This is a genomic window from Steroidobacter cummioxidans, assembly GCF_003104955.1.
This window is the reverse complement of record NZ_LSRW01000081.1, coordinates 35,441-52,607: the sequence shown is the minus strand read 5'-3', so window position 1 is coordinate 52,607 and position 17,167 is coordinate 35,441. Positions and strand designations below refer to the sequence as shown.

Sequence of the window (17,167 nt, the reverse complement as noted above, 5' to 3'; positions counted from 1 at the left end):
TAATTGAGAATCGTTATCATCTGTGGCGCTCGCTGGGTTCTCCAGCGAGCCGCCAGCTCTCGGGCCAGCAAATAACAGTCCATACCGGACGAGAGCCCTCGAGTGATCTGGCACTAGCTCCTGAGACGTTGTGGACCGGATTCGTGCGTCGATAACGAGGGAGTTTCAATCATGTCCGTTTCTTCTCGCGCATCAGCATCGCTGATGGCTCGTCATGCCTTGCGTGTTTGCAGCCTGGGCGCAGTGCTGTCGTTTGGTGTGGCTCATGGTGCCGAGACGGCGGAAGTTGGCAAAGCGATGCCCATTGGCGGCCACACGGGCAACGCATTCATCGGTACTTGGGATGACGATGGCGATGGCAAGGTCACGCGGGCCGAATACGAAGCGGTCCGCAAAGCCCGTTTCGCGACGACTGACAGCGACGGCAACGGTTCGCTGTCTATCGAGGAGTACGTGAACGAGTATGCGGCCCGCCTGGATCGTGATATCGCCGATGAGCGCAACGCGTCTCTGAAACAAACCGACACTCGGTTCAAAGCACTCGACAAGGACGATGACAAGTTCATCAGCCGTGCGGAATACGATAACTCCGGCGACCGCGCGTTCGTGCACCTCGACCGGAACAAGGACGGTCGCATCACAAAGGAAGATGCCGAGACAGTCGCGAAGGAAGCCACACCGCGCCGACGTTCGATTATCGGCATGCCGACTTCTCACACCCTCGCCGGCATGCTCGAAATCTATGATGACGATGGCGATGACGTGCTGACTCGCGAACAGTACGACGCGCAGCGGGCGAAGGTGTTTGCCGCCACCGATACCGACAAAGACGGCAAGCTCGACCACGAAGAGTATGTGAACGAGTTCAATGCACGCCTGCAGCAGCAGATCGACGATCGTCGTCAGGCGCAGCTCAAGCAGGCTCGCGTGCGCTTCAAAGCGATCGATACCGATGAAAACGGCGCCATCAGCCGGGACGAGTACTTCGCGATGAGCGCGCGCATGTTCGATCGTGCGGACACCAACAAGGACGGCGTCATCACGCACGATGATCCGCCGCCGGTGCGCGAGCGGCGCCGCGATGATGCCGCCGTCAGCCAAGTTCAAACGCCCTGATACATCAAATCAAACAAATAACGCCCAGTCAGCGCCGGACGCCAACCAGGCATCGCTCTCAACGCATCCTGTCTGGAGTTTTCCATGCGTACCTCGAGTACCGTCCTGTCTTTGGCTGTCGCCGCGACGTTGCTGTCGGCGTTTCGTCCCAGTATTGCTGCTGAGGAAGGCCCGGCGCGGCAGCTGAACAAGATCAAAGTCACCGCCGACGAAGAGGGCCGCTCGGCGGTCGGCAATGACACCGTGGTTGGCGTCACCGAGCTCGAGCAGGAGCAGGCGCAGAACTTCGAGGATGCGATTCGCTACATTCCTGGCGTGAGCATCGTCGATATGGGGCGCTTCGGCGACAACGGCTTCAATATTCGCGGTCTGGAAGGGGATCGCGTGGCGGTGACGGTCGATGGCCTGTCGTTCGCGGAAAGCGTCGAGACGACGCCCGCCTACGAATTCTTTCGTGCCGGCCGCGGCAGCATCGACGTCGACTCGCTCAAAGCCATCGAAATCGTCAAGGGCGCGGACTCCATCACGGCCGGCAGCGGCGCGCTGGGCGGTGCGGTCTTGTTCACGACCAAGGATCCCTTCGACTATTTGAGCCCGACAGGCAACGACAGTTACTTGCGCGTCAAAACGGGCTACACGAGCAGCACCGATGAGCTGATGACGACGGCGACGCTCGCCAATCGCACCGGTCCGGTGGAATCGATGGTGTTGTACACGCGACGCCGCGGTCACGAGGCAGAGTCGTGGTACGACTCATCGCCCATCGAGACCGGCTCTGGCCGCCGCACGCCGGACCCCATCGATCGTGAGAGCGACAATGTACTCGCCAAGGTGGACTTCCTGATTGGTGACGCGCAGCGCCTGGGTCTGGTCGGCGAATACAGTCGGGCGACCAACGAGATCAACAATCTCTCGCGCGTCGGCGGTCTTGGATATCTGACTCGTCGCGCCAATGACGACAACGATCGTGATCGCTATGGCGTTCGCTATTCCTGGGACGCGGAGATCGCGCTCTTCGACAGCCTCGAATGGACGGCCGATCGGGTCGAGACCAAGAGCCGAGGATTGACGACGATTCTCGCCGGCACAGGCTGTGTGCCGCAGAACGTCGTGCCGTGTGTGCGTAGCGAGGATCGCGCTACTGAACAGGTGCTCGATCGCACGGCGTTGGATTTCACCAAGGCGTGGCGCGCCGGAAACGTTGGGCACGATCTGGTCTACGGCTTGGCCTGGCAACAGCGCGACGTCGACTTCGTTGCGGTGGATACTCGTTACATCGGCACGACGAGCGGCACGAGCTCCGTCACTGTCGATCCGGATCAGGTGCCCAACACCGATGTGACCAGCTACTGCGCCTATCTACGGGACCGTCTGTATCTGCTGAACGATCGACTCTCGCTGCATGCGGGCTTGCGTTACGACCGCACCGAGTATTCACCGAAGCTGGATGCGCAGTTCGTCGATCCGACGGGCTCCGTTCGTGACGTGGAGTTCTCTGCGCCGACGTGGCAGGCGGGGGCGAACTTTAAATTAACCGCCGAGCATTCGGTGTGGGCGCAGGTGGGGCGCGGCTTCCGTGCGCCGACGGTGGGTGAGTTGTATGCGCCGACGCAGTCGTCCATCGTGACCGAAGTGGCCACGGGTCGACAGGTTTCGTTGTGGGATTCGGCGTCCAATCCCAATCTCGAAGCGGAAAAGAGCCTGAACACGGAGTTGGGCTATCGGTGGCAGAGCGATGGTTTCCAGGTGGGCGTGTCTGCGTATCGGGACAAGTACACCAACTTCATCCAGATCGACCAGTTCATCCAGAATCCGGATACACAGTATCGCTCCTGCACGGGCAGCAACTGTGTCGTCACGCTCGGCAAGCAGTATTTGATGGCCGCGAACGTGGGCGAGGTGACGGTCAAAGGCGTCGAGGTCGAAGGGCGCTGGCTGATTTCTCAGCAGTGGTCGGCCCGGCTCGCATGGGCTTATAGCGAAGGCGAGAAGGACAACGGCGATCCGCTGCCGAGCATCTTGCCGGCCGCGGGTGTGCTCGGGCTGCGCTATCAGTCGCCGACGCAGCGTTGGTCGGTGACGGGCAATGTCACACACGCGGAGGCGAAAAAGCTGAAAGATGCGACGCTGTCGGAGAGCACGGATTTCTTCACTTCGCTGGTGCCCGACTACTTGAGCAATGCGTACACGGTGATGGACCTGTTCGGCGATATCAACATCACCAAAGGTCTGCGGCTCAACGCGGGTATCTACAACGTCTTCGATGAGAAGTACTACCTCTGGCCTCGCGTGCGCTTCGTCAACGAAGGCACGACGACTCTGTACGGCTACGTGACGGGCGATGGCATCGGGCGTTACAGCGAGCCGGGGCGCAATTTCCGCGTGTCGCTGTCGTGGCAGTTTTGATCGTTGAGTGATGGAGATGGAGAGCATGAGCAAGTCTCGCGTTGTATGGGCACTGAGCACGGCGTTGTTGGCGGTCGGCTCGGCGCACGCGCATTCACCTTATCTGTTGCCGAACTTGTTCGATCTGGGCAAGCGCGACCACGTCACGGCGCAAGGGAGCTTCACTGAGGAGTTCTTTTCACCGGAGGTGGTGATGAAGTCCGACGACTATCACGTCGTCACACCCGCGGGCGCGAAAGTGCCGCTGACGCCGGTGTACACGCGCGATCTGGCCATCGTTGAAGCCGATACGAAGGAGGCGGGAACGTACCGAATCTCCACCGGTCGACGCGGCGGTCGGACAGCGAAGGCAGCTTGGGTCAATGGAGATTGGAAGTTCCTCGGACCCAAGGAAGAGGCTCCGGCTGGGGCCAAGACCTATGATGTCACCAGCATCACGATGGCGGAAGTGTATGTGACGCAGGGCAAGCCGACCGAGCAGGCGCTGGCGCCGCGTAACACCGGGCTCGAATATCGGGCTCTGTCACATCCGAACTCGGTGTTCGTGGGCTCGGAGGTGAAGTTCGAAGTGTTGTTCGATGGCAAGCCGCTCGCGCGTCATGCCGTATCGGTGTACGGTGGTAAGGCGGTGTCTGCGGATCAGAAGCCGTTTGCTGAAGTCACCACCGATCAGCAAGGTCGGTTCAGTTTCAAGCCGAGCGAGCCGGGTGTTTACCTGGCGATGTCGCGGCATCGCCCGACGCCTGCGAAGGATGGGCAGCAGGGCGTGAGTTACACCTATTCGGTGGTTCTGGAGGCTACGGAGTAGGTTGGAGCAGCGGTGCTGGCGAGGTATTGCGCCTCGCCAGCACGAAGCAGCTATCGATGTTTACTTCTTGGCCGCGTGGCGCCGTTCCAATTCGGCAACGACGTGGCCTAAGGACAGCTGGCGGCTCTTCAACAGCAGGGTCAGATGAAACAGCAGGTCGGCAGCTTCGCCGACGAGCTTGTCGTCAGTCTGGGTCACCGCCGCGAGCGCGACCTCGACGCCTTCTTCGCCCACCTTCTGTGCCATGCGAGTCGGGCCATCGGCCCACAGGCGTGCGGTATAGCTGCCCTCTGGCCGCTCGCTCACCCGTTTTTCGATCACTGATTCGAGGCGCGAAAGAAATGCGAGTCGAGTCGCGGTCGTGCCGATTTCATCGCCGAAGCAACTGGCCGTGCCGTTGTGACACGTCGGCCCATCCGGGTGCGCCAGAATCAACAGCGTATCGTTGTCGCAGTCGATCGCGGCGTCGACCAGATGCAGGAAGTTGCTGGAGGTTTCACCCTTGGTCCAGAGTCGCTGCTTGCTTCTGCTATAGAACGTTACCCGTCTCTCGCCGAGCGTCTTGCGCAACGCTTCGCGATTCATATAGCCGAGCATCAGCACTTTACCGGTGGTCGCGTCCTGCACGACTGCAGGCAGCAGGCCATCGCCTTTGCTCCAATCGAAGGACTCGATCTGGTCGAGCTTCATGGCCGGACCTCAATCGCGGTGTCGCGCAAATAGTTCTTCAGATCCGGGATCGGCAGCACGCCCGTGTGAAAGACGCTCGCTGCGAGCGCGCCATCGACGCGCGCTTCATTAAACACGCTGGCGAAATGTTCCTTCGCGCCCGCGCCACCCGACGCAATGAGCGGCACGCGGCACTGTGCTCGCACCGCACTGAGCTGTGCAATGTCATAGCCTTTGCGCACACCATCGCTGGCCATGCAGTTGAGCACGATTTCACCCGCACCGCGTTCCTGTACTTCACGCACCCAATCCAAAGTCTTGCGTGCGGTGTTACGCGTGCGTTCCGGGTCGCCGGTGAATTGATACACCTGATAGGCGCCGTCGACGGTCTGGCTATCGATGCCCACGACGACGCACTGTGCACCAAAGCGTGAGCTGAGCCGGCTGATCAATTCGGGATCGGCGAGGGCAGGAGAGTTGATCGACACTTTCTCCGCGCCTTCTCCGAGCACCTCTTCAGCATCGCCGACGCTGCGAATGCCGCCTGCCACACAGAAAGGAATATCCAGAATGCGCGCGATGCGGCGGATCCAGCTGCGATCCACCGTGCGACCGTCAGGGCTTGCGGTGATGTCATAGAACACCAGCTCGTCGGCGCCTTCGTCACGATAGCGCTGCGCCAGCTCGAGGATGTCGCCCACGACCACGTGGTCGCGGAACCGCACGCCTTTGACGACCTGTCCGTCTCTTACATCGAGACAGGGGATGATGCGTTTGGCAAGAATGGCCGCAGCTCCTCAGATGAAATCTTGTTTTCCAGCAGCGCTTTGCCGCTGATGACGGCAGCAACGCCGCATTCGCGCAGGGCGTGCAGGTCGTGCGCGGTGGCGACACCGCCGGACGCTTGCCACTGCAGCTCGGGGAATCTTCGCACCGCGTCGGCATACAGCTCGAAGTTCGGGCCGGTGAGCGCGCCATCTCGGGCGACGTCGGTGCACAGCACGTGCGCGATGCCGGATCGCACGAAGCGTTCGACCAGGCTCCACAGATTGACGCTGCTCGTCTGCTGCCAGCCGTGCGTCGTGAGCATGGGCAGGCCGGAGTCGTCCAATCGCACGTCCAGTGCCAGCACGATACGCGCCGGGTCGACTTCCGATAGCCAGGAAATCACCACATCGGGCGAATTGATGGCGACGCTGCCGATGACGGCGCGTTCCACGCCAGCATCCAATAATGCTTTGACGCGCTCCAGCGAGCGCAGGCCGCCGCCGACTTGCAGCTTCAGAGAGCAGTCGCCGGCGAACTTCACGATGACATCGCGGTTCGCTTGCGTGCCGTCTTTCGCGCCGTCGAGATCGACGACGTGGATGCGTCGCGCCCCGAAGGCGCGATAACGGGCCAGAATTTCGGCCGGATCGTTCGAATACACCGTCTCGGCGGCGAAGTCGCCCTTGAACAGGCGGACACAACGGCCGTCTTTGAGATCGATGGCGGGAATCAGCTCCATGGGATTTTCAGTGAGTCTGTTGCAATTGCAGGAAGTTACGCAGCAGCAGCGAGCCGATGCGCGCCGAGCGTTCCGGATGGAACTGCGCGCCGAACACGTTGCCGCTTTGGACCAATGCGGAGAACTGCTCGCCGTACGAGGCCGTCGCGAGCGTCAGCGGCCCAACGGGCGCCGAATAGCTGTGCACGAAATAAACATGATCGCCCGGCTGGATGTCCTTGAGCAGCGGCGAGCCCGGCTCGAACTCCAGTTGATTCCAGCCCATGTGGGGGACCGGCAGATCGTCGCGGTCGGCGAAGCGGCGCACGCGTCCCGGCAGCAGACCGAGGCAGGGCACTTCGCCCTCTTCGGACGATTCGAACAACAGTTGCATGCCGACGCAGATGCCGAGCATGGGCTGTCGCAGCTTGCGAATGGTTTCGACCAGGCCAGGAATTTTCTGCAGGCGACCCATGCAGTCCGCCGCAGCGCCGACGCCGGGCAGAATCACGTGCGAGGCGGCTCGAACCTTCTCAGGATCGGTCGTGAGCTCCGAAGCCACGCCGAGTCGATCGATGGCGTAGCGGAGGGAGGCGATGTTGGCACCGCCACTGTCGATGATCGCGAGCTGCATTACAACGTGCCCTTGGTGCTCGGCAATTCCGTGTCCGTGATACGAATCGCCTGGCGCAGTGTGCGACCGACGCCTTTGAAACAGGCTTCGATCATGTGATGAGTGTTCTCGCCCTGAACCTTCAGATTGATCGATGCGCCCAACGTCTCCGCCAGCGAGCGAAAGAAGTGCGGCACCAGCTCGGTGGGCAACTGGCCAACCGTGTCGCGACCGAACTGGCCTTCGAACACGAAGTAGGGGCGGCCCGACAGATCGATGGCCACTTGCGCGAGCGCTTCGTCCATGGGTAACAGGAATCCATAGCGATGAATGCCACGCTTGTCGCCGAGCGCTTGTTTCAGCGCCTGGCCCAGAGCGAGCGCGCAATCCTCGACGGTGTGATGTTCGTCGATGTGCAGATCGCCCTTGCAGGTCAGCTGCAGGGAGAAGCCGCCGTGTTTCGCGATCTGCTCCAGCATGTGATCGAAGAAGCCGAGGCCGGTCTCGATGTGGATGGGCGACTCGCGATCCAGATTCACGTCGACTTTGATGTCGGTTTCCTTGGTCTTGCGAGCGACGCTCGCGACGCGTGCTCGCGTCGTCAGGCGTGCCACAATCTCGGGCCACGTGTCGCCGGGTGTTTCTTCCGTGCGCACGCGAATCCCTTGAATGCCCAGATTGCGTGCCAGCTCGAGATCGGTTTCCCGATCGCCGATCACATAGCTGTGCTCGGGATCGATGGGATGATCGCGTAAATAGTCATCGAGCAGCCCGGTCTTCGGCTTGCGGCACTGGCAGTTGTCCGCCGGCTTGTGGGGGCAGATGAATTCTTCGGCGAACGTGATGCCTTGCGACTGCAGCAACTCGCGCAGGAACTCGTGCGGTTCGCGGAACGTCGGTTCAGGAAAGCTGTCGGTGCCCAGACCGTCTTGATTGCTCACCATCACGAGCGTGTAGCCCGCATCGCGCAGCCGCTGTAACCCCGCGATCACGTCGGGCACGAGCCGGAACTTCTGCAAGCTGTCGATCTGCTTGTCGGCGGGCTCGGTAATGATCGTGCCGTCACGATCGATGAACAGGACGCGCTGGCTACTCATGCCTGAACTCCCGAAGCCTGAGCGACGCCGCGAATGAGCCGATCATTCTGCTCGGGCGTACCGATGGAAATACGCAGGCTGCTGCTAAGCGCAGGCTGCGAGCGTGGGTCGCGAATGATCAGGCCTGCCGACGAGGCGGCGCGCAGCACGGCGTCCGCATCGCTGCAATCGACCAGAATGAAATTCGAATCGCTGGGCCACACCTTGCGAATCAGCGGCAGCGAGGCAAGTTGCTCGGACACGCGTGCGCGCTCGCTCAAGATCACTTCGATGCGCTTCTTGGACTCGGCGACATGCGCCTCGTCCGTCATGTGCAGCACGGAGTCGATGGTGTGGGTGGGCAGCGCGTACGGCGTGATGACGCGTGCGAGCAGACTGATGATGTCCGCGTGTGCGAGCAACGCTCCACAACGAGCGCCGGCTAGCGCGTAGGCCTTCGACAAGGTGCGCAGGATCACGAGATTCGGGAAACGCTCGAGGTCCTGCACCATGCTCGGAACGTTGGCGAACTCGATGTAGGCCTCGTCGACGACGACCAGTGCTTTGTTGCTCAGCTGCGCGCACAGGTCTTCGATCGAGGCGCGGTCGAGCAGGTTGCCCGTGGGGTTGTTTGGCGTGCAAATGAAGACGAGCTTCACGTTCTCGCGCCACGCGGCGAGCACCGCTTGCACATCCAACTCGAAGCCGCGTTCCTTGACGAGCGGAACTTCGATGACACCGGCGCCTTGAATGCGCGCCGAAACCTTGTACATGCCGAAGGTGGGCGGGCAGATCAACACGCTGTCTTCGCCCGCGCGACAGAATGCGCGAACCAGCAGATCGATGCCTTCATCGCTGCCACGGCCGGCGATCACATTCTTCGGCGATGTGCCGTAGAGCTGGGCGAGATGTTCGATGAGCTCGTCGGGCTGCGGCTCGGGATAACGATTGAGGCCGGCCTGCGAAGCATCGCCTTGCGCGCGCCAGGGCATTTCATTGGCGTGCATGCGCTCCAACGTCGGCTCCCAGGCCGCGTGCTGATAGGGCTGCAGCGAAAGAATGTCGGGCCGGGCCAAATTCAGGATCGGATTCATGAGGGGTTCGCGAGTTGGCGTAAGCGCACTTGCACGGCGTTGGCGTGTGCGTCCAGGCCTTCGAGGCCGGCGATTGTGAGGGCAGTGGGGCCGAGGTCGCGCAGTCCGTCGGCACTCACCTCCTGCACCGTCATGCGCTTCTGGAAATCGACCAACGACAGGCCGCTGTAAGCGCGAGCGAAGCCATACGTCGGCAGCACGTGATTCGTGCCGCTGCAGTAGTCGCCCATCGTTTCAGGGGTCCACGCGCCGAGGAATACCGAGCCGGCGTTGCGAATGCTGGGCAACCAGTCGCGGGGCTTTGCGACCTGCACGATCAAATGTTCCGGCGCGTACGCGTTGCTCAGGTCGAAGGCAGACTGCAACGAGTCGACGAGAAACAAACGTGCGTGATTGATGGACTCACGCAGCGTGCTCTCCCGGCCGAGTCGGCGCATCTGTGCTTCGAGCTGCTCGACGGTTGCTTCGGCGAGTGCACGTGACGTTGTAACGAGGATGGACTGTGCATCGGCGCTGTGCTCGGCCTGTGCGAGCAGATCTGCCGCGACGAACTCGGGGTTGGCCGCGTCGTCTGCAATGACCAGCACTTCAGACGGACCGGCCGGCAGATCGAGAGCTGCGCCGTCGGGATCGTTGGCTGCAATGATCTTTGCCGCCGTGACCCAGGAATTGCCAGGGCCGAATACTTTGTCGACCTTCGGAATCGACGCGGTGCCATAGGCCATCGCCGCGACCGCCTGGGCGCCGCCGATCTTGAACACGCGTTCGACGCCGCACAGTTTCGCAGCGACCAACACAGCGGGATCCGCGGTGCCGTCTTTGCGAGGTGGCGTGCAGATGATGCGCGTCTGACAGCCCGCGATGCTTGCAGGTATGGCGAGCATGATGGCCGCAGAGGGCAGGGGAGCGACGCCGGCGGGCACATACAAACCCACAGCATCGATTGCACGGAAGTGACGTTCGCAGATCACGCCGGGCGATGTTTCGATCCGAAGCGGCGTGCCGAGCTGAGCCACGTGGAAACGACGCACGTTGCCGATGGCACGTTCGAGCGCAGCGCGCTGTTCAGCAGTGAGAGCATTCTCGGCAGCGGCAAATTCGGCGGCGTCGACTTCCAGAGACTTCAGCTTCACGCCGTCGAAGCGCTCGGTGAAGTCGAGGAGTGCTTGATCGCCGCGAGTGCGGACTTCGTCGATGATTTCACGGACGCGTCGATGCAAGCCGTCGGCATCCGCCTGCGCCGGACGCCGCAAGGCGGCCCGCCGTTCATCCGCGGAAAGACTCGACCACTCCAGCAACGACAAGCTCACGATCAACCTCTCTCGTTGGGGTTATCGGGACTGTGGCCCGATAACCGAACATTGAATGGGTCGGGCTTCAGCCCAACCCCCGCTGGCGTCAGGCCAGCATCTTCTCAACCGGCAACACCAGGATCGCGCTCGCGCCTGCACCTTTGAGGCTTTCCAGCGTTTCCCAGAACACGTTCTCGCGACACACCGCGTGCACGGCGACTTTGTCGCCATTGCCGTCGAGCGGCACGATGGTCGGCGACTCGCTACCCGGCAGCAGCTTGCGAATATCGGCAAGTGCGGAGCGCGGCGCGTGGAGCATGATGTATTTGCTTTCCTTCACCTGCTGCACGCCATCGATGCGCATGGTCAGGCGGTGGATCCAGTCCTGCTTTTCAGCCGACACCGGCACGGGTGTGGTGATGATCGCAGCCTGGCTTTCCAGAATCGTCTCTGCTTCCCACAAGTGATTGGCCAGCAGCGTCGAGCCCGTCGACACCAGGTCACAGATGAAGTCGGCGCGACCCAGGCGTGGCGCAATTTCCACGGCGCCCGACAACGTGACGATCTCTGCCTGTACATCGTGCTGACGCAGATAGCGGCCAAGAATGTTTGGATAAGTCGTCGCGATGCGCTTGCCGTGCAGCGAGCGCGCGTCTTTGTATTCGACGCCATCGGGCACAGCGATCGACAGGCGGCACTTGCCGTAGTCGAGCGTCATCAGCTGATCGAACAACGGCGTGACACCTTTTGCCTGAAAGGCGAGGCGCTTTTCTTCGATCACATTGAGACCGACGATGCCCAGATCGCAAACATCCTGCTGCACCAGATCGGGAATGTCGTCATCGCGCACGAACAGCAGATCGAGCGGCATGTTCTCGCCGTAACACATCAGCTGATCTTTGCCGCGGCTGTACTTCAAGCCGCAGCGGACCATCAGGTCCAGCGAGTTTTCGGTGAGGCGCCCGGATTTCTGCAGGGCCACTTTGAGACGGGTTGCTTTGTCCATCATGGTCGGACGTGCCCTGAGTCTGGTGAACGAGTATCGGAGGAATCTTTCATACGTTCCGCGGCCAGCGTGTAGCCGCCATTGCCATTGAGCAGGTAGCGCGCGACGCGACCGATGGTGGTCACGCTGACGCCGGTCTGCTTGTGAATTTCCCGGTAAGGCACTCCCTGCTGGAGCAGAGCGACGACCGCCCATCGATCCGCGAGCGCCTGCAGCTCCGCCGGCGTACACAGGTCGCGAAAGAACGCGCGGCATTCTTCAATGCTGCGTAAGGTCAGGATGGCGCCAAACAGCGCCCGTTCCGCGAGCGCCTCCTGGCGCGGCGTCAATGCCCGATGCTCTTTCATGGTGCCCCGATACTGTGGAGGCCGGTGTGAGGAGTGTCTGTACTAGTGTATTAGCACGTTAATACATTGATGCGGCTTGGGGCAAGCCTCGTCTTGGGGTCTGAGCGCTAACACGAAGAAATCGTGGCAGTTTTTCCGTGACGCAGGTTGGCGGCTGCGAACGCATTTCTTGACCGGATGCGCCCCCTGACCCTAGACTCCGGCGTACTCATCGAGACCGGCTGAGGGTCAGGCCCTTTGAAGCCGGGGCAACCGTCGAGACTAACCATCTCGATAAGGTGCCAACTCCTGCGGGAACGCTCCATTTTTGGGGTGCCCGACAGATGAGTTGCTGTTGCAGCTGCCAGGCATCGTTGCCGGCGGTGGGGCACGGCGACCCGCCTCTACGGACCTCCGTGGGGTTTCTGCGATGAGCGAAACCTGTCCAGTCCCGGCCTTCGGCCGCGGCACTGGAATCGATACGGAGTGTTCGATTCATGAATGCCGTGCCCGAGCGCCCCCCCGTGGCTGTTCACGAGGGCGTGCTGGAGCTTCAACAGCCTTTGTCGCTGCACTTTGGCGGCGAGCTGCGAGACGTCCGGGTCGCCTGGCGACTGGTGGGCAATCCGGCCGCACCTGTCATTGCTGCTTTGGGCGGCATCTCCGCCGGCCGAGCTGTCGTCGACACCGAGAAAGACCAGGGCTGGTGGGGCGGCATCATCGGACCGGACCGGGCACTCGATAGCAGCAACTATCGCATCCTTGGCATCGATTTCCTCGGCGGCAGCGGCGGCAGCACTGGCCCGCGTGCCGGTCAGAACGACTTCCCCTCGATTGCCTCCCAAGATCAGGCGGAGATCCTGCGTCGAGTCATTGAGCATCTGCAGATCGAGCGCTTGGAAGCGATCGTCGGCGCGTCCTACGGCGGCATGGTGGCTCTCGCGTTCGCCGAGCGTTGGCCCGACCTGGTGACGCGCATCGTTGTTATCAGCGCGGCCCATCGGCCTCATCCTATGGCGACTGCATGGCGCAGCGTGCAGCGGGCAGTCGTTCGATTTGCCGCTCAGAGCGAGCAGGGCGCCGAAGGTCTTCGGTTGGCGCGTGCGCTTGCGATGGCGACTTACCGCAGCCCTGCCGAATTCGAGCAGCGCTTCGCCGGTCCGGCGACGCGGGTCGATGGGCGTTTCCAATTTCCAGTCGAGTCCTATTTGCTGGCGCGAGGCGACGCCTACGCAGCCGCTTATATTCCCGAAGCTTTTGTGTGCCTGTCTGAGTCCATCGATCTGCATCAGGTCGATCCGGCAAAGATTCGTGTGCCCACCTGGCTGGTGGCGGTGGTCGAGGATCAACTCGTGCCGCTGTCGGACATGCGAATGCTCAGGCAATCCGTGAGCGGCCCCGTGCAGCTCGCCGAGCTCTCCTCGTTGTATGGCCACGATGCTTTCCTGAAAGAGACACAGGCATTGCGTGAGGTATTCGCCCGCGCGTTATCGCCTGGCGGAGATGTGAAATGACCTGGCGCCCTTCGGCAGCGACTCGCGCAGTTCGCGCCGCTCTCGATTCCGATTCACAGCACGGTGCGGTGGTGCCGCCGCTGCATCTCACATCCACGTTCTCGTTCAAGTGTTTTGGCGAAAGGCGCACTTATGACTATTCGCGCTCGGGCAATCCGACGCGCGATGCGTTGGGCGAAGCCATTGCATCGCTGGAGGGCGGTGCCGGCGCGGTCATTACAGCGTCGGGCATGGCGGCGGTTCATCTTGCGTGTCAGCTGCTGTCGCATGATGACCTGTTGATTGCTCCGCATGATTGTTACGGCGGCACGCATCGCTTGTTCAACAATCTAGCGCGTCGCGGACTGTTGCGCGTGGAGTTTATCGATCAAACCGACGAAGCGGCGGTGACCGCTGCGTTGGCCCGTAAACCCAAGCTCGTATGGGTGGAGACGCCGAGCAATCCCTTGCTGCGTGTCGTCGACATTCGCAAGATGGCGGACAAAGCGCATGCGGTTGGTGCGTGGCTGCTCGCGGACAACACGTTCCTGTCGCCGGTATGGCAACAGCCGCTGTCGCTGGGCGCGGATTTCGTGTTGCATTCGACGACCAAATATTTGAACGGCCACAGCGACGTGGTCGGCGGCGCAATTGTTTCTTCCACGTCCGAGTTGCACGAGCGCATCGTGTGGTGGGCGAATTGCATCGGCGTCACCGGCGCGCCGTTCGATAGCTTCATGACATTGCGCGGCATTCGCACCTTGCATGCTCGTTTGAAAGTGCATGGAGACAACGCACTGCAGATCGCGAATGTCTTGAACGATCATCCGGCCGTGAAGAACGTTTATTACCCTGGCTTGCCGTCGCATCCTCAGCACGAGCTGGCCAAGCGACAGCAGAGCGGATTCGGCGCCATGGTGAGCTTTGAACTGCGTGGCGGTACGGCGAATGTTTGCGCCTTCCTCGAAGGGTTGCAGACGTTCTCGCTCGCGGAATCGCTGGGTGGCGTCGAGAGCTTGGTCGCACATCCGTCGTCAATGACCCACGCGGCAATGGACGCGGACGCTCAGCGCGCGGCCGGCATCGGCGAAACGCTGCTGCGACTCTCGGTGGGCATCGAAGCCGTTGAGGATCTACTGCAAGATCTGCGTGCCGGATTGGATCGCGCAGCCGCCGTCAAATAGCCAGACATCCACGGCACAACCTCGGTACTCTTGGTCCTCTCGCCAGACAGGGCCAATTTTCGCATGAGAACCAGAGTCACCGAGCTGCTCGGCACGCGCTACCCCATCATTCAGGGCGGCATGCAGTGGGTCGGCACCGCAGAGCTGGCATCGGCGGTTTCCAATGCCGGCGCGCTCGGTATTCTCACGGCGCTCACGCAGCCGACGCCCGAAGATCTGCGTAAGGAAATCGAACGCTGCCGGACCCTGACCGATCGGCCGTTCGGCGTGAATCTGACCATTCTGCCGGCGATCACGCCGCCGCCGTACGCAGAATATTTGCAGGTGATCATGGACAGCGGCGTGAAGATCGTCGAGACCGCCGGCAACAATCCCAAAGACTTCATCGGCAAGCTCAAGGAGCGCGACATCAAGGTCGTGCACAAATGCACGTCGGTGCGACATGCGTTGTCTGCGGAGCGGGCGGGCGTCGATGCGGTCAGCATCGATGGTTTCGAATGCGCCGGTCATCCCGGTGAAGACGATGTTCCCAATTTGATTCTGATTCCCGCCGCCGTGCGGGCGTTGCAGATTCCAGTGATTGCATCCGGTGGCATTGGTGACGGACGCGGCATGGCGGCGGCCTTTGCACTGGGTGCTCACGGCATCAACATGGGCACGCGCTTCATGATCACGAAGGAAGCGCCGATTCACGACAACATCAAAGAAGCACTGGCGAAAGCGGGCGAGCGCGATACCAACCTGATCTTCCGAACCATGCACAACACCGCGCGCGTGTTCAAGAACGCGATCTCGAATGAAGTGGTGGCGATGGAAAAGAAAGGTGCGAAGTTCGAAGAGGTCCGGCCGCTGGTCGCCGGCGCGCGTGGCAAGCAGGCGCTCAAGGAAGGAAACATCGATGGCGGCGTCATCAGCGCCGGCATGGTGATTGGCCTGATCGAGGATGTTCCGACCTGTGCCGAGCTGGTCGAACGGATGGTCGCCGACTGTCGCGAACATCTGCGTTCAGCCGCGGCGCTGGTCGCTGCCTGAGGCTGGCTTTGGCTGTCGGGCCGGGATTGGCGGGTTCTGGACTGAGTCTGATCCGCAACTGTTCCGTGTCGCTCTGTAGGTTTTACACGGGTATCGGGCGAGCGCGGCAGGGGGGCGGGACGCCGCTTTATATCCTTCCTTATATAAGGAGTGAACCGACGGCGGCCGGGGATCAGGGGCAGAGGCGGGCTGTGGATAAAAACAGGCCGGCGCTAGGCCGGCCTGGGATGTGGCAACTTAAGACTTGCTGTCGTGGCGGCATCGGCTGAGCCGATACCGACCTTGGGGACTAACCCGACACGAGTCCCGTTTCCACCAAAGACACCTCGACCGTAGTGGCCGAGACATGGAGATTTGCCCGAAGGCGGAAGCGACGGAAGAGATCGAATCCGTCGCCTGGGACAGATCATAACCGGTTCAACCGGATTGTGGTCAAGATTATTCTGCGGCCGGCCAAAATCTTTTCGATTCTATAAAAATCAAAGACTTACGATTTTACTTCTGCAGTTTGGCCAGCACTGCGTCGCCTGCTTGGGCGGTGCTCACAGCCGCCCCTGGAGCGGCAATATCGGCGGTCCGGACGCCCTCCGAAACGACCTCTGCGACGGCCGTTTCGACCGCCGCTGCCTCCTTCGGCAAGTCGAGCGAATGACGCAGCAACATTGCGACGCTGAGGATGGTGCCGTATGGATTTGCGATGCCCTTGCCCGCGATGTCTGGCGCCGAACCATGAATCGGTTCGTACAACCCGAGCTTGCCGGCACCGAGTGACGCGGACGGCAACAAGCCGAGGGAGCCCGCGAGCATCGAGGCCTCGTCAGTGAGGATGTCGCCAAACATATTTTCGGTGAGCACCACGTCGAAGTGGGCGGGCTTGCGGATCAGCAGCATCGCCGCCGAGTCGACCAGCTGATGCTCGTACTTCACGTCCGGAAATTCTTCGCTCAGCACTTTCTCGACGGTGCTGCGCCACAGGCGCGATGTTTCCAACACGTTGGCCTTGTCGACCGACGTGATGAATTTGCGGCGGCCACGCGCGAGATTGCCGGCAACGCGAGTGACGCGAGTGATCTCTTCCACGGAGTAAGTGCATAGATCGCTTGCCGAAGTTTCGGTGCGTGTCTTCTCGCCGAAGTAGATGCCACCGGTGAGCTCGCGCACGACCATGATGTCGGTGCCCTTGAGCACTTCAGGCTTGAGCGGTGACGCATCGAGCAATTCGGCGTGCAGCGAGACCGGGCGCAGGTTTGCGAACAAGCCCAGCGCCTTACGCAGCGCCAGCAGTCCTTGCTCGGGACGAATCTTCGCGTTCGGGTCGGACCACTTCGGGCCACCCACTGCGCCAAGCAGCACGGCGTCAGCGGTGCCGCACGCGGACGTTGTTTGCGAGGGCAGCGCACTCTGCGTCGCGTCGATCGCCGCGCCGCCAATCAAATGGTGCTCGAACTTGAAATCGTGTCCGTAACGGCTGGCAATCGCTTCCAGCACGCGCACGCCCTGTTGAGTGACTTCGGGGCCGATGCCATCGCCCCCCAGAACCACGATGCTTGCTTGAGTCATGGCAAT

General features: G+C 61.5%; 16 protein-coding genes and 1 riboswitch. Of the genes, 6 read left to right on the top strand and 10 right to left on the bottom strand.

Annotation, left to right across the window (positions count from 1 at the left end):
- The first annotated feature begins 171 nt into the window (after nt 1-171).
- From D0550_RS29005 to D0550_RS28995, 3 genes are all read left to right on the top strand, one after another.
- Nucleotides 172-1,116, top strand: a complete 945-nt coding sequence (locus D0550_RS29005; protein ID WP_116812685.1) for an EF-hand domain-containing protein — start codon at nt 172-174, stop codon at nt 1,114-1,116.
- An 84-nt stretch (nt 1,117-1,200) separates the two neighbouring features.
- On the top strand, nt 1,201-3,522 hold the full coding sequence (locus D0550_RS29000; RefSeq protein ID WP_116812684.1) for a TonB-dependent hemoglobin/transferrin/lactoferrin family receptor: 2,322 nt from the start codon (nt 1,201-1,203) through the stop codon (nt 3,520-3,522).
- Between the two features lie 25 nt (nt 3,523-3,547).
- Nucleotides 3,548-4,330 (top strand): DUF4198 domain-containing protein, encoded by a 783-nt coding sequence (locus D0550_RS28995; protein ID WP_116812702.1) that lies wholly within the window; start codon nt 3,548-3,550, stop codon nt 4,328-4,330.
- A gap of 60 nt (nt 4,331-4,390) precedes the next feature.
- On the opposite strand, the gene hisIE is transcribed toward D0550_RS28995, so the two are convergent.
- The 9 genes from hisIE to D0550_RS28950 all read right to left on the bottom strand — a co-directional run bounded on the left by hisIE (nt 4,391) and on the right by D0550_RS28950 (nt 11,913).
- Nucleotides 4,391-5,020, bottom strand: a complete 630-nt coding sequence (gene hisIE, locus D0550_RS28990; protein WP_116812683.1) for a bifunctional phosphoribosyl-AMP cyclohydrolase/phosphoribosyl-ATP diphosphatase HisIE — start codon at nt 5,018-5,020, stop codon at nt 4,391-4,393.
- The gene (gene hisF / locus D0550_RS28985; RefSeq protein ID WP_116812682.1) at nt 5,017-5,784 is read right to left on the bottom strand and encodes an imidazole glycerol phosphate synthase subunit HisF; all 768 of its coding nucleotides are present in this window, start codon (nt 5,782-5,784) and stop codon (nt 5,017-5,019) included. Before hisF ends, hisIE begins: the two co-directional genes overlap by 4 nt.
- Complete coding sequence (gene hisA, locus D0550_RS28980; protein WP_116812681.1) at nt 5,748-6,506, bottom strand: 1-(5-phosphoribosyl)-5-[(5-phosphoribosylamino)methylideneamino]imidazole-4-carboxamide isomerase; 759 nt, start codon at nt 6,504-6,506, stop codon at nt 5,748-5,750. Before hisA ends, hisF begins: the two co-directional genes overlap by 37 nt.
- A 7-nt stretch (nt 6,507-6,513) precedes the next feature.
- Nucleotides 6,514-7,119 carry an imidazole glycerol phosphate synthase subunit HisH gene (gene hisH, locus D0550_RS28975; protein WP_116812680.1) on the bottom strand — a complete coding sequence of 202 codons (606 nt, stop codon included), beginning with the start codon at nt 7,117-7,119 and terminating at the stop codon, nt 6,514-6,516.
- Entirely contained in the window at nt 7,119-8,195 is a 1,077-nt protein-coding gene (hisB, locus tag D0550_RS28970) for a bifunctional histidinol-phosphatase/imidazoleglycerol-phosphate dehydratase HisB (RefSeq protein ID WP_116812679.1), read from the bottom strand. Before hisB ends, hisH begins: the two co-directional genes overlap by 1 nt.
- Nucleotides 8,192-9,268 (bottom strand): histidinol-phosphate transaminase, encoded by a 1,077-nt coding sequence (hisC, locus tag D0550_RS28965; protein ID WP_116812678.1) that lies wholly within the window; start codon nt 9,266-9,268, stop codon nt 8,192-8,194. The genes hisB and hisC overlap by 4 nt, the downstream gene beginning before the upstream one ends.
- A complete protein-coding gene (gene hisD, locus D0550_RS28960) occupies nt 9,265-10,572 on the bottom strand; it encodes a histidinol dehydrogenase (protein ID WP_116812701.1) in 1,308 nt (435 codons plus the stop codon). Before hisD ends, hisC begins: the two co-directional genes overlap by 4 nt.
- Before the next feature lie 94 nt (nt 10,573-10,666).
- Nucleotides 10,667-11,566, bottom strand: a complete 900-nt coding sequence (gene hisG, locus D0550_RS28955) for an ATP phosphoribosyltransferase (RefSeq protein ID WP_116812677.1) — start codon at nt 11,564-11,566, stop codon at nt 10,667-10,669.
- Nucleotides 11,566-11,913, bottom strand: a complete 348-nt coding sequence (locus D0550_RS28950) for a YerC/YecD family TrpR-related protein (RefSeq protein ID WP_116812676.1) — start codon at nt 11,911-11,913, stop codon at nt 11,566-11,568. Before D0550_RS28950 ends, hisG begins: the two co-directional genes overlap by 1 nt.
- A gap of 205 nt (nt 11,914-12,118) precedes the next feature.
- Nucleotides 12,119-12,243, top strand: a riboswitch (SAM riboswitch).
- Nucleotides 12,244-12,389: 146 nt separating this feature from the next.
- Here D0550_RS28950 and metX point away from each other — a divergent pair.
- The 3 genes from metX to D0550_RS28935 all read left to right on the top strand — a co-directional run bounded on the left by metX (nt 12,390) and on the right by D0550_RS28935 (nt 15,601).
- Complete coding sequence (metX, locus tag D0550_RS28945) at nt 12,390-13,406, top strand: homoserine O-succinyltransferase MetX (RefSeq protein ID WP_116812675.1); 1,017 nt, start codon at nt 12,390-12,392, stop codon at nt 13,404-13,406.
- Nucleotides 13,403-14,569, top strand: a complete 1,167-nt coding sequence (gene metB, locus D0550_RS28940) for a cystathionine gamma-synthase (RefSeq protein ID WP_116812674.1) — start codon at nt 13,403-13,405, stop codon at nt 14,567-14,569. Before metX ends, metB begins: the two co-directional genes overlap by 4 nt.
- A 63-nt stretch (nt 14,570-14,632) precedes the next feature.
- Entirely contained in the window at nt 14,633-15,601 is a 969-nt protein-coding gene (locus tag D0550_RS28935; RefSeq protein ID WP_116812673.1) for an NAD(P)H-dependent flavin oxidoreductase, read from the top strand.
- Between the two features lie 495 nt (nt 15,602-16,096).
- Here the strand turns inward: D0550_RS28935 and leuB are convergent, their stop codons facing one another.
- The gene (gene leuB / locus D0550_RS28930; protein ID WP_116812672.1) at nt 16,097-17,161 is read right to left on the bottom strand and encodes a 3-isopropylmalate dehydrogenase; all 1,065 of its coding nucleotides are present in this window, start codon (nt 17,159-17,161) and stop codon (nt 16,097-16,099) included.
- Nucleotides 17,162-17,167 lie beyond the last annotated feature (6 nt).

Coding starts and splice junctions, on each gene's coding strand:
- hisA (WP_116812681.1), bottom strand. CDS start 6,506: ATGGAGCTGATTCCCGCCATCGATCTCAAAGACGGCCGTTGTGTCCGC.
- D0550_RS28935 (WP_116812673.1), top strand. CDS start 14,633: ATGAGAACCAGAGTCACCGAGCTGCTCGGCACGCGCTACCCCATCATT.
- metB (WP_116812674.1), top strand. CDS start 13,403: ATGACCTGGCGCCCTTCGGCAGCGACTCGCGCAGTTCGCGCCGCTCTC.
- leuB (WP_116812672.1), bottom strand. CDS start 17,161: ATGACTCAAGCAAGCATCGTGGTTCTGGGGGGCGATGGCATCGGCCCC.
- D0550_RS28950 (WP_116812676.1), bottom strand. CDS start 11,913: ATGAAAGAGCATCGGGCATTGACGCCGCGCCAGGAGGCGCTCGCGGAA.
- metX (WP_116812675.1), top strand. CDS start 12,390: ATGAATGCCGTGCCCGAGCGCCCCCCCGTGGCTGTTCACGAGGGCGTG.
- hisH (WP_116812680.1), bottom strand. CDS start 7,119: ATGCAGCTCGCGATCATCGACAGTGGCGGTGCCAACATCGCCTCCCTC.
- hisG (WP_116812677.1), bottom strand. CDS start 11,566: ATGGACAAAGCAACCCGTCTCAAAGTGGCCCTGCAGAAATCCGGGCGC.
- D0550_RS28995 (WP_116812702.1), top strand. CDS start 3,548: ATGAGCAAGTCTCGCGTTGTATGGGCACTGAGCACGGCGTTGTTGGCG.
- hisB (WP_116812679.1), bottom strand. CDS start 8,195: ATGAGTAGCCAGCGCGTCCTGTTCATCGATCGTGACGGCACGATCATT.
- D0550_RS29005 (WP_116812685.1), top strand. CDS start 172: ATGTCCGTTTCTTCTCGCGCATCAGCATCGCTGATGGCTCGTCATGCC.
- hisIE (WP_116812683.1), bottom strand. CDS start 5,020: ATGAAGCTCGACCAGATCGAGTCCTTCGATTGGAGCAAAGGCGATGGC.
- hisC (WP_116812678.1), bottom strand. CDS start 9,268: ATGAATCCGATCCTGAATTTGGCCCGGCCCGACATTCTTTCGCTGCAG.
- D0550_RS29000 (WP_116812684.1), top strand. CDS start 1,201: ATGCGTACCTCGAGTACCGTCCTGTCTTTGGCTGTCGCCGCGACGTTG.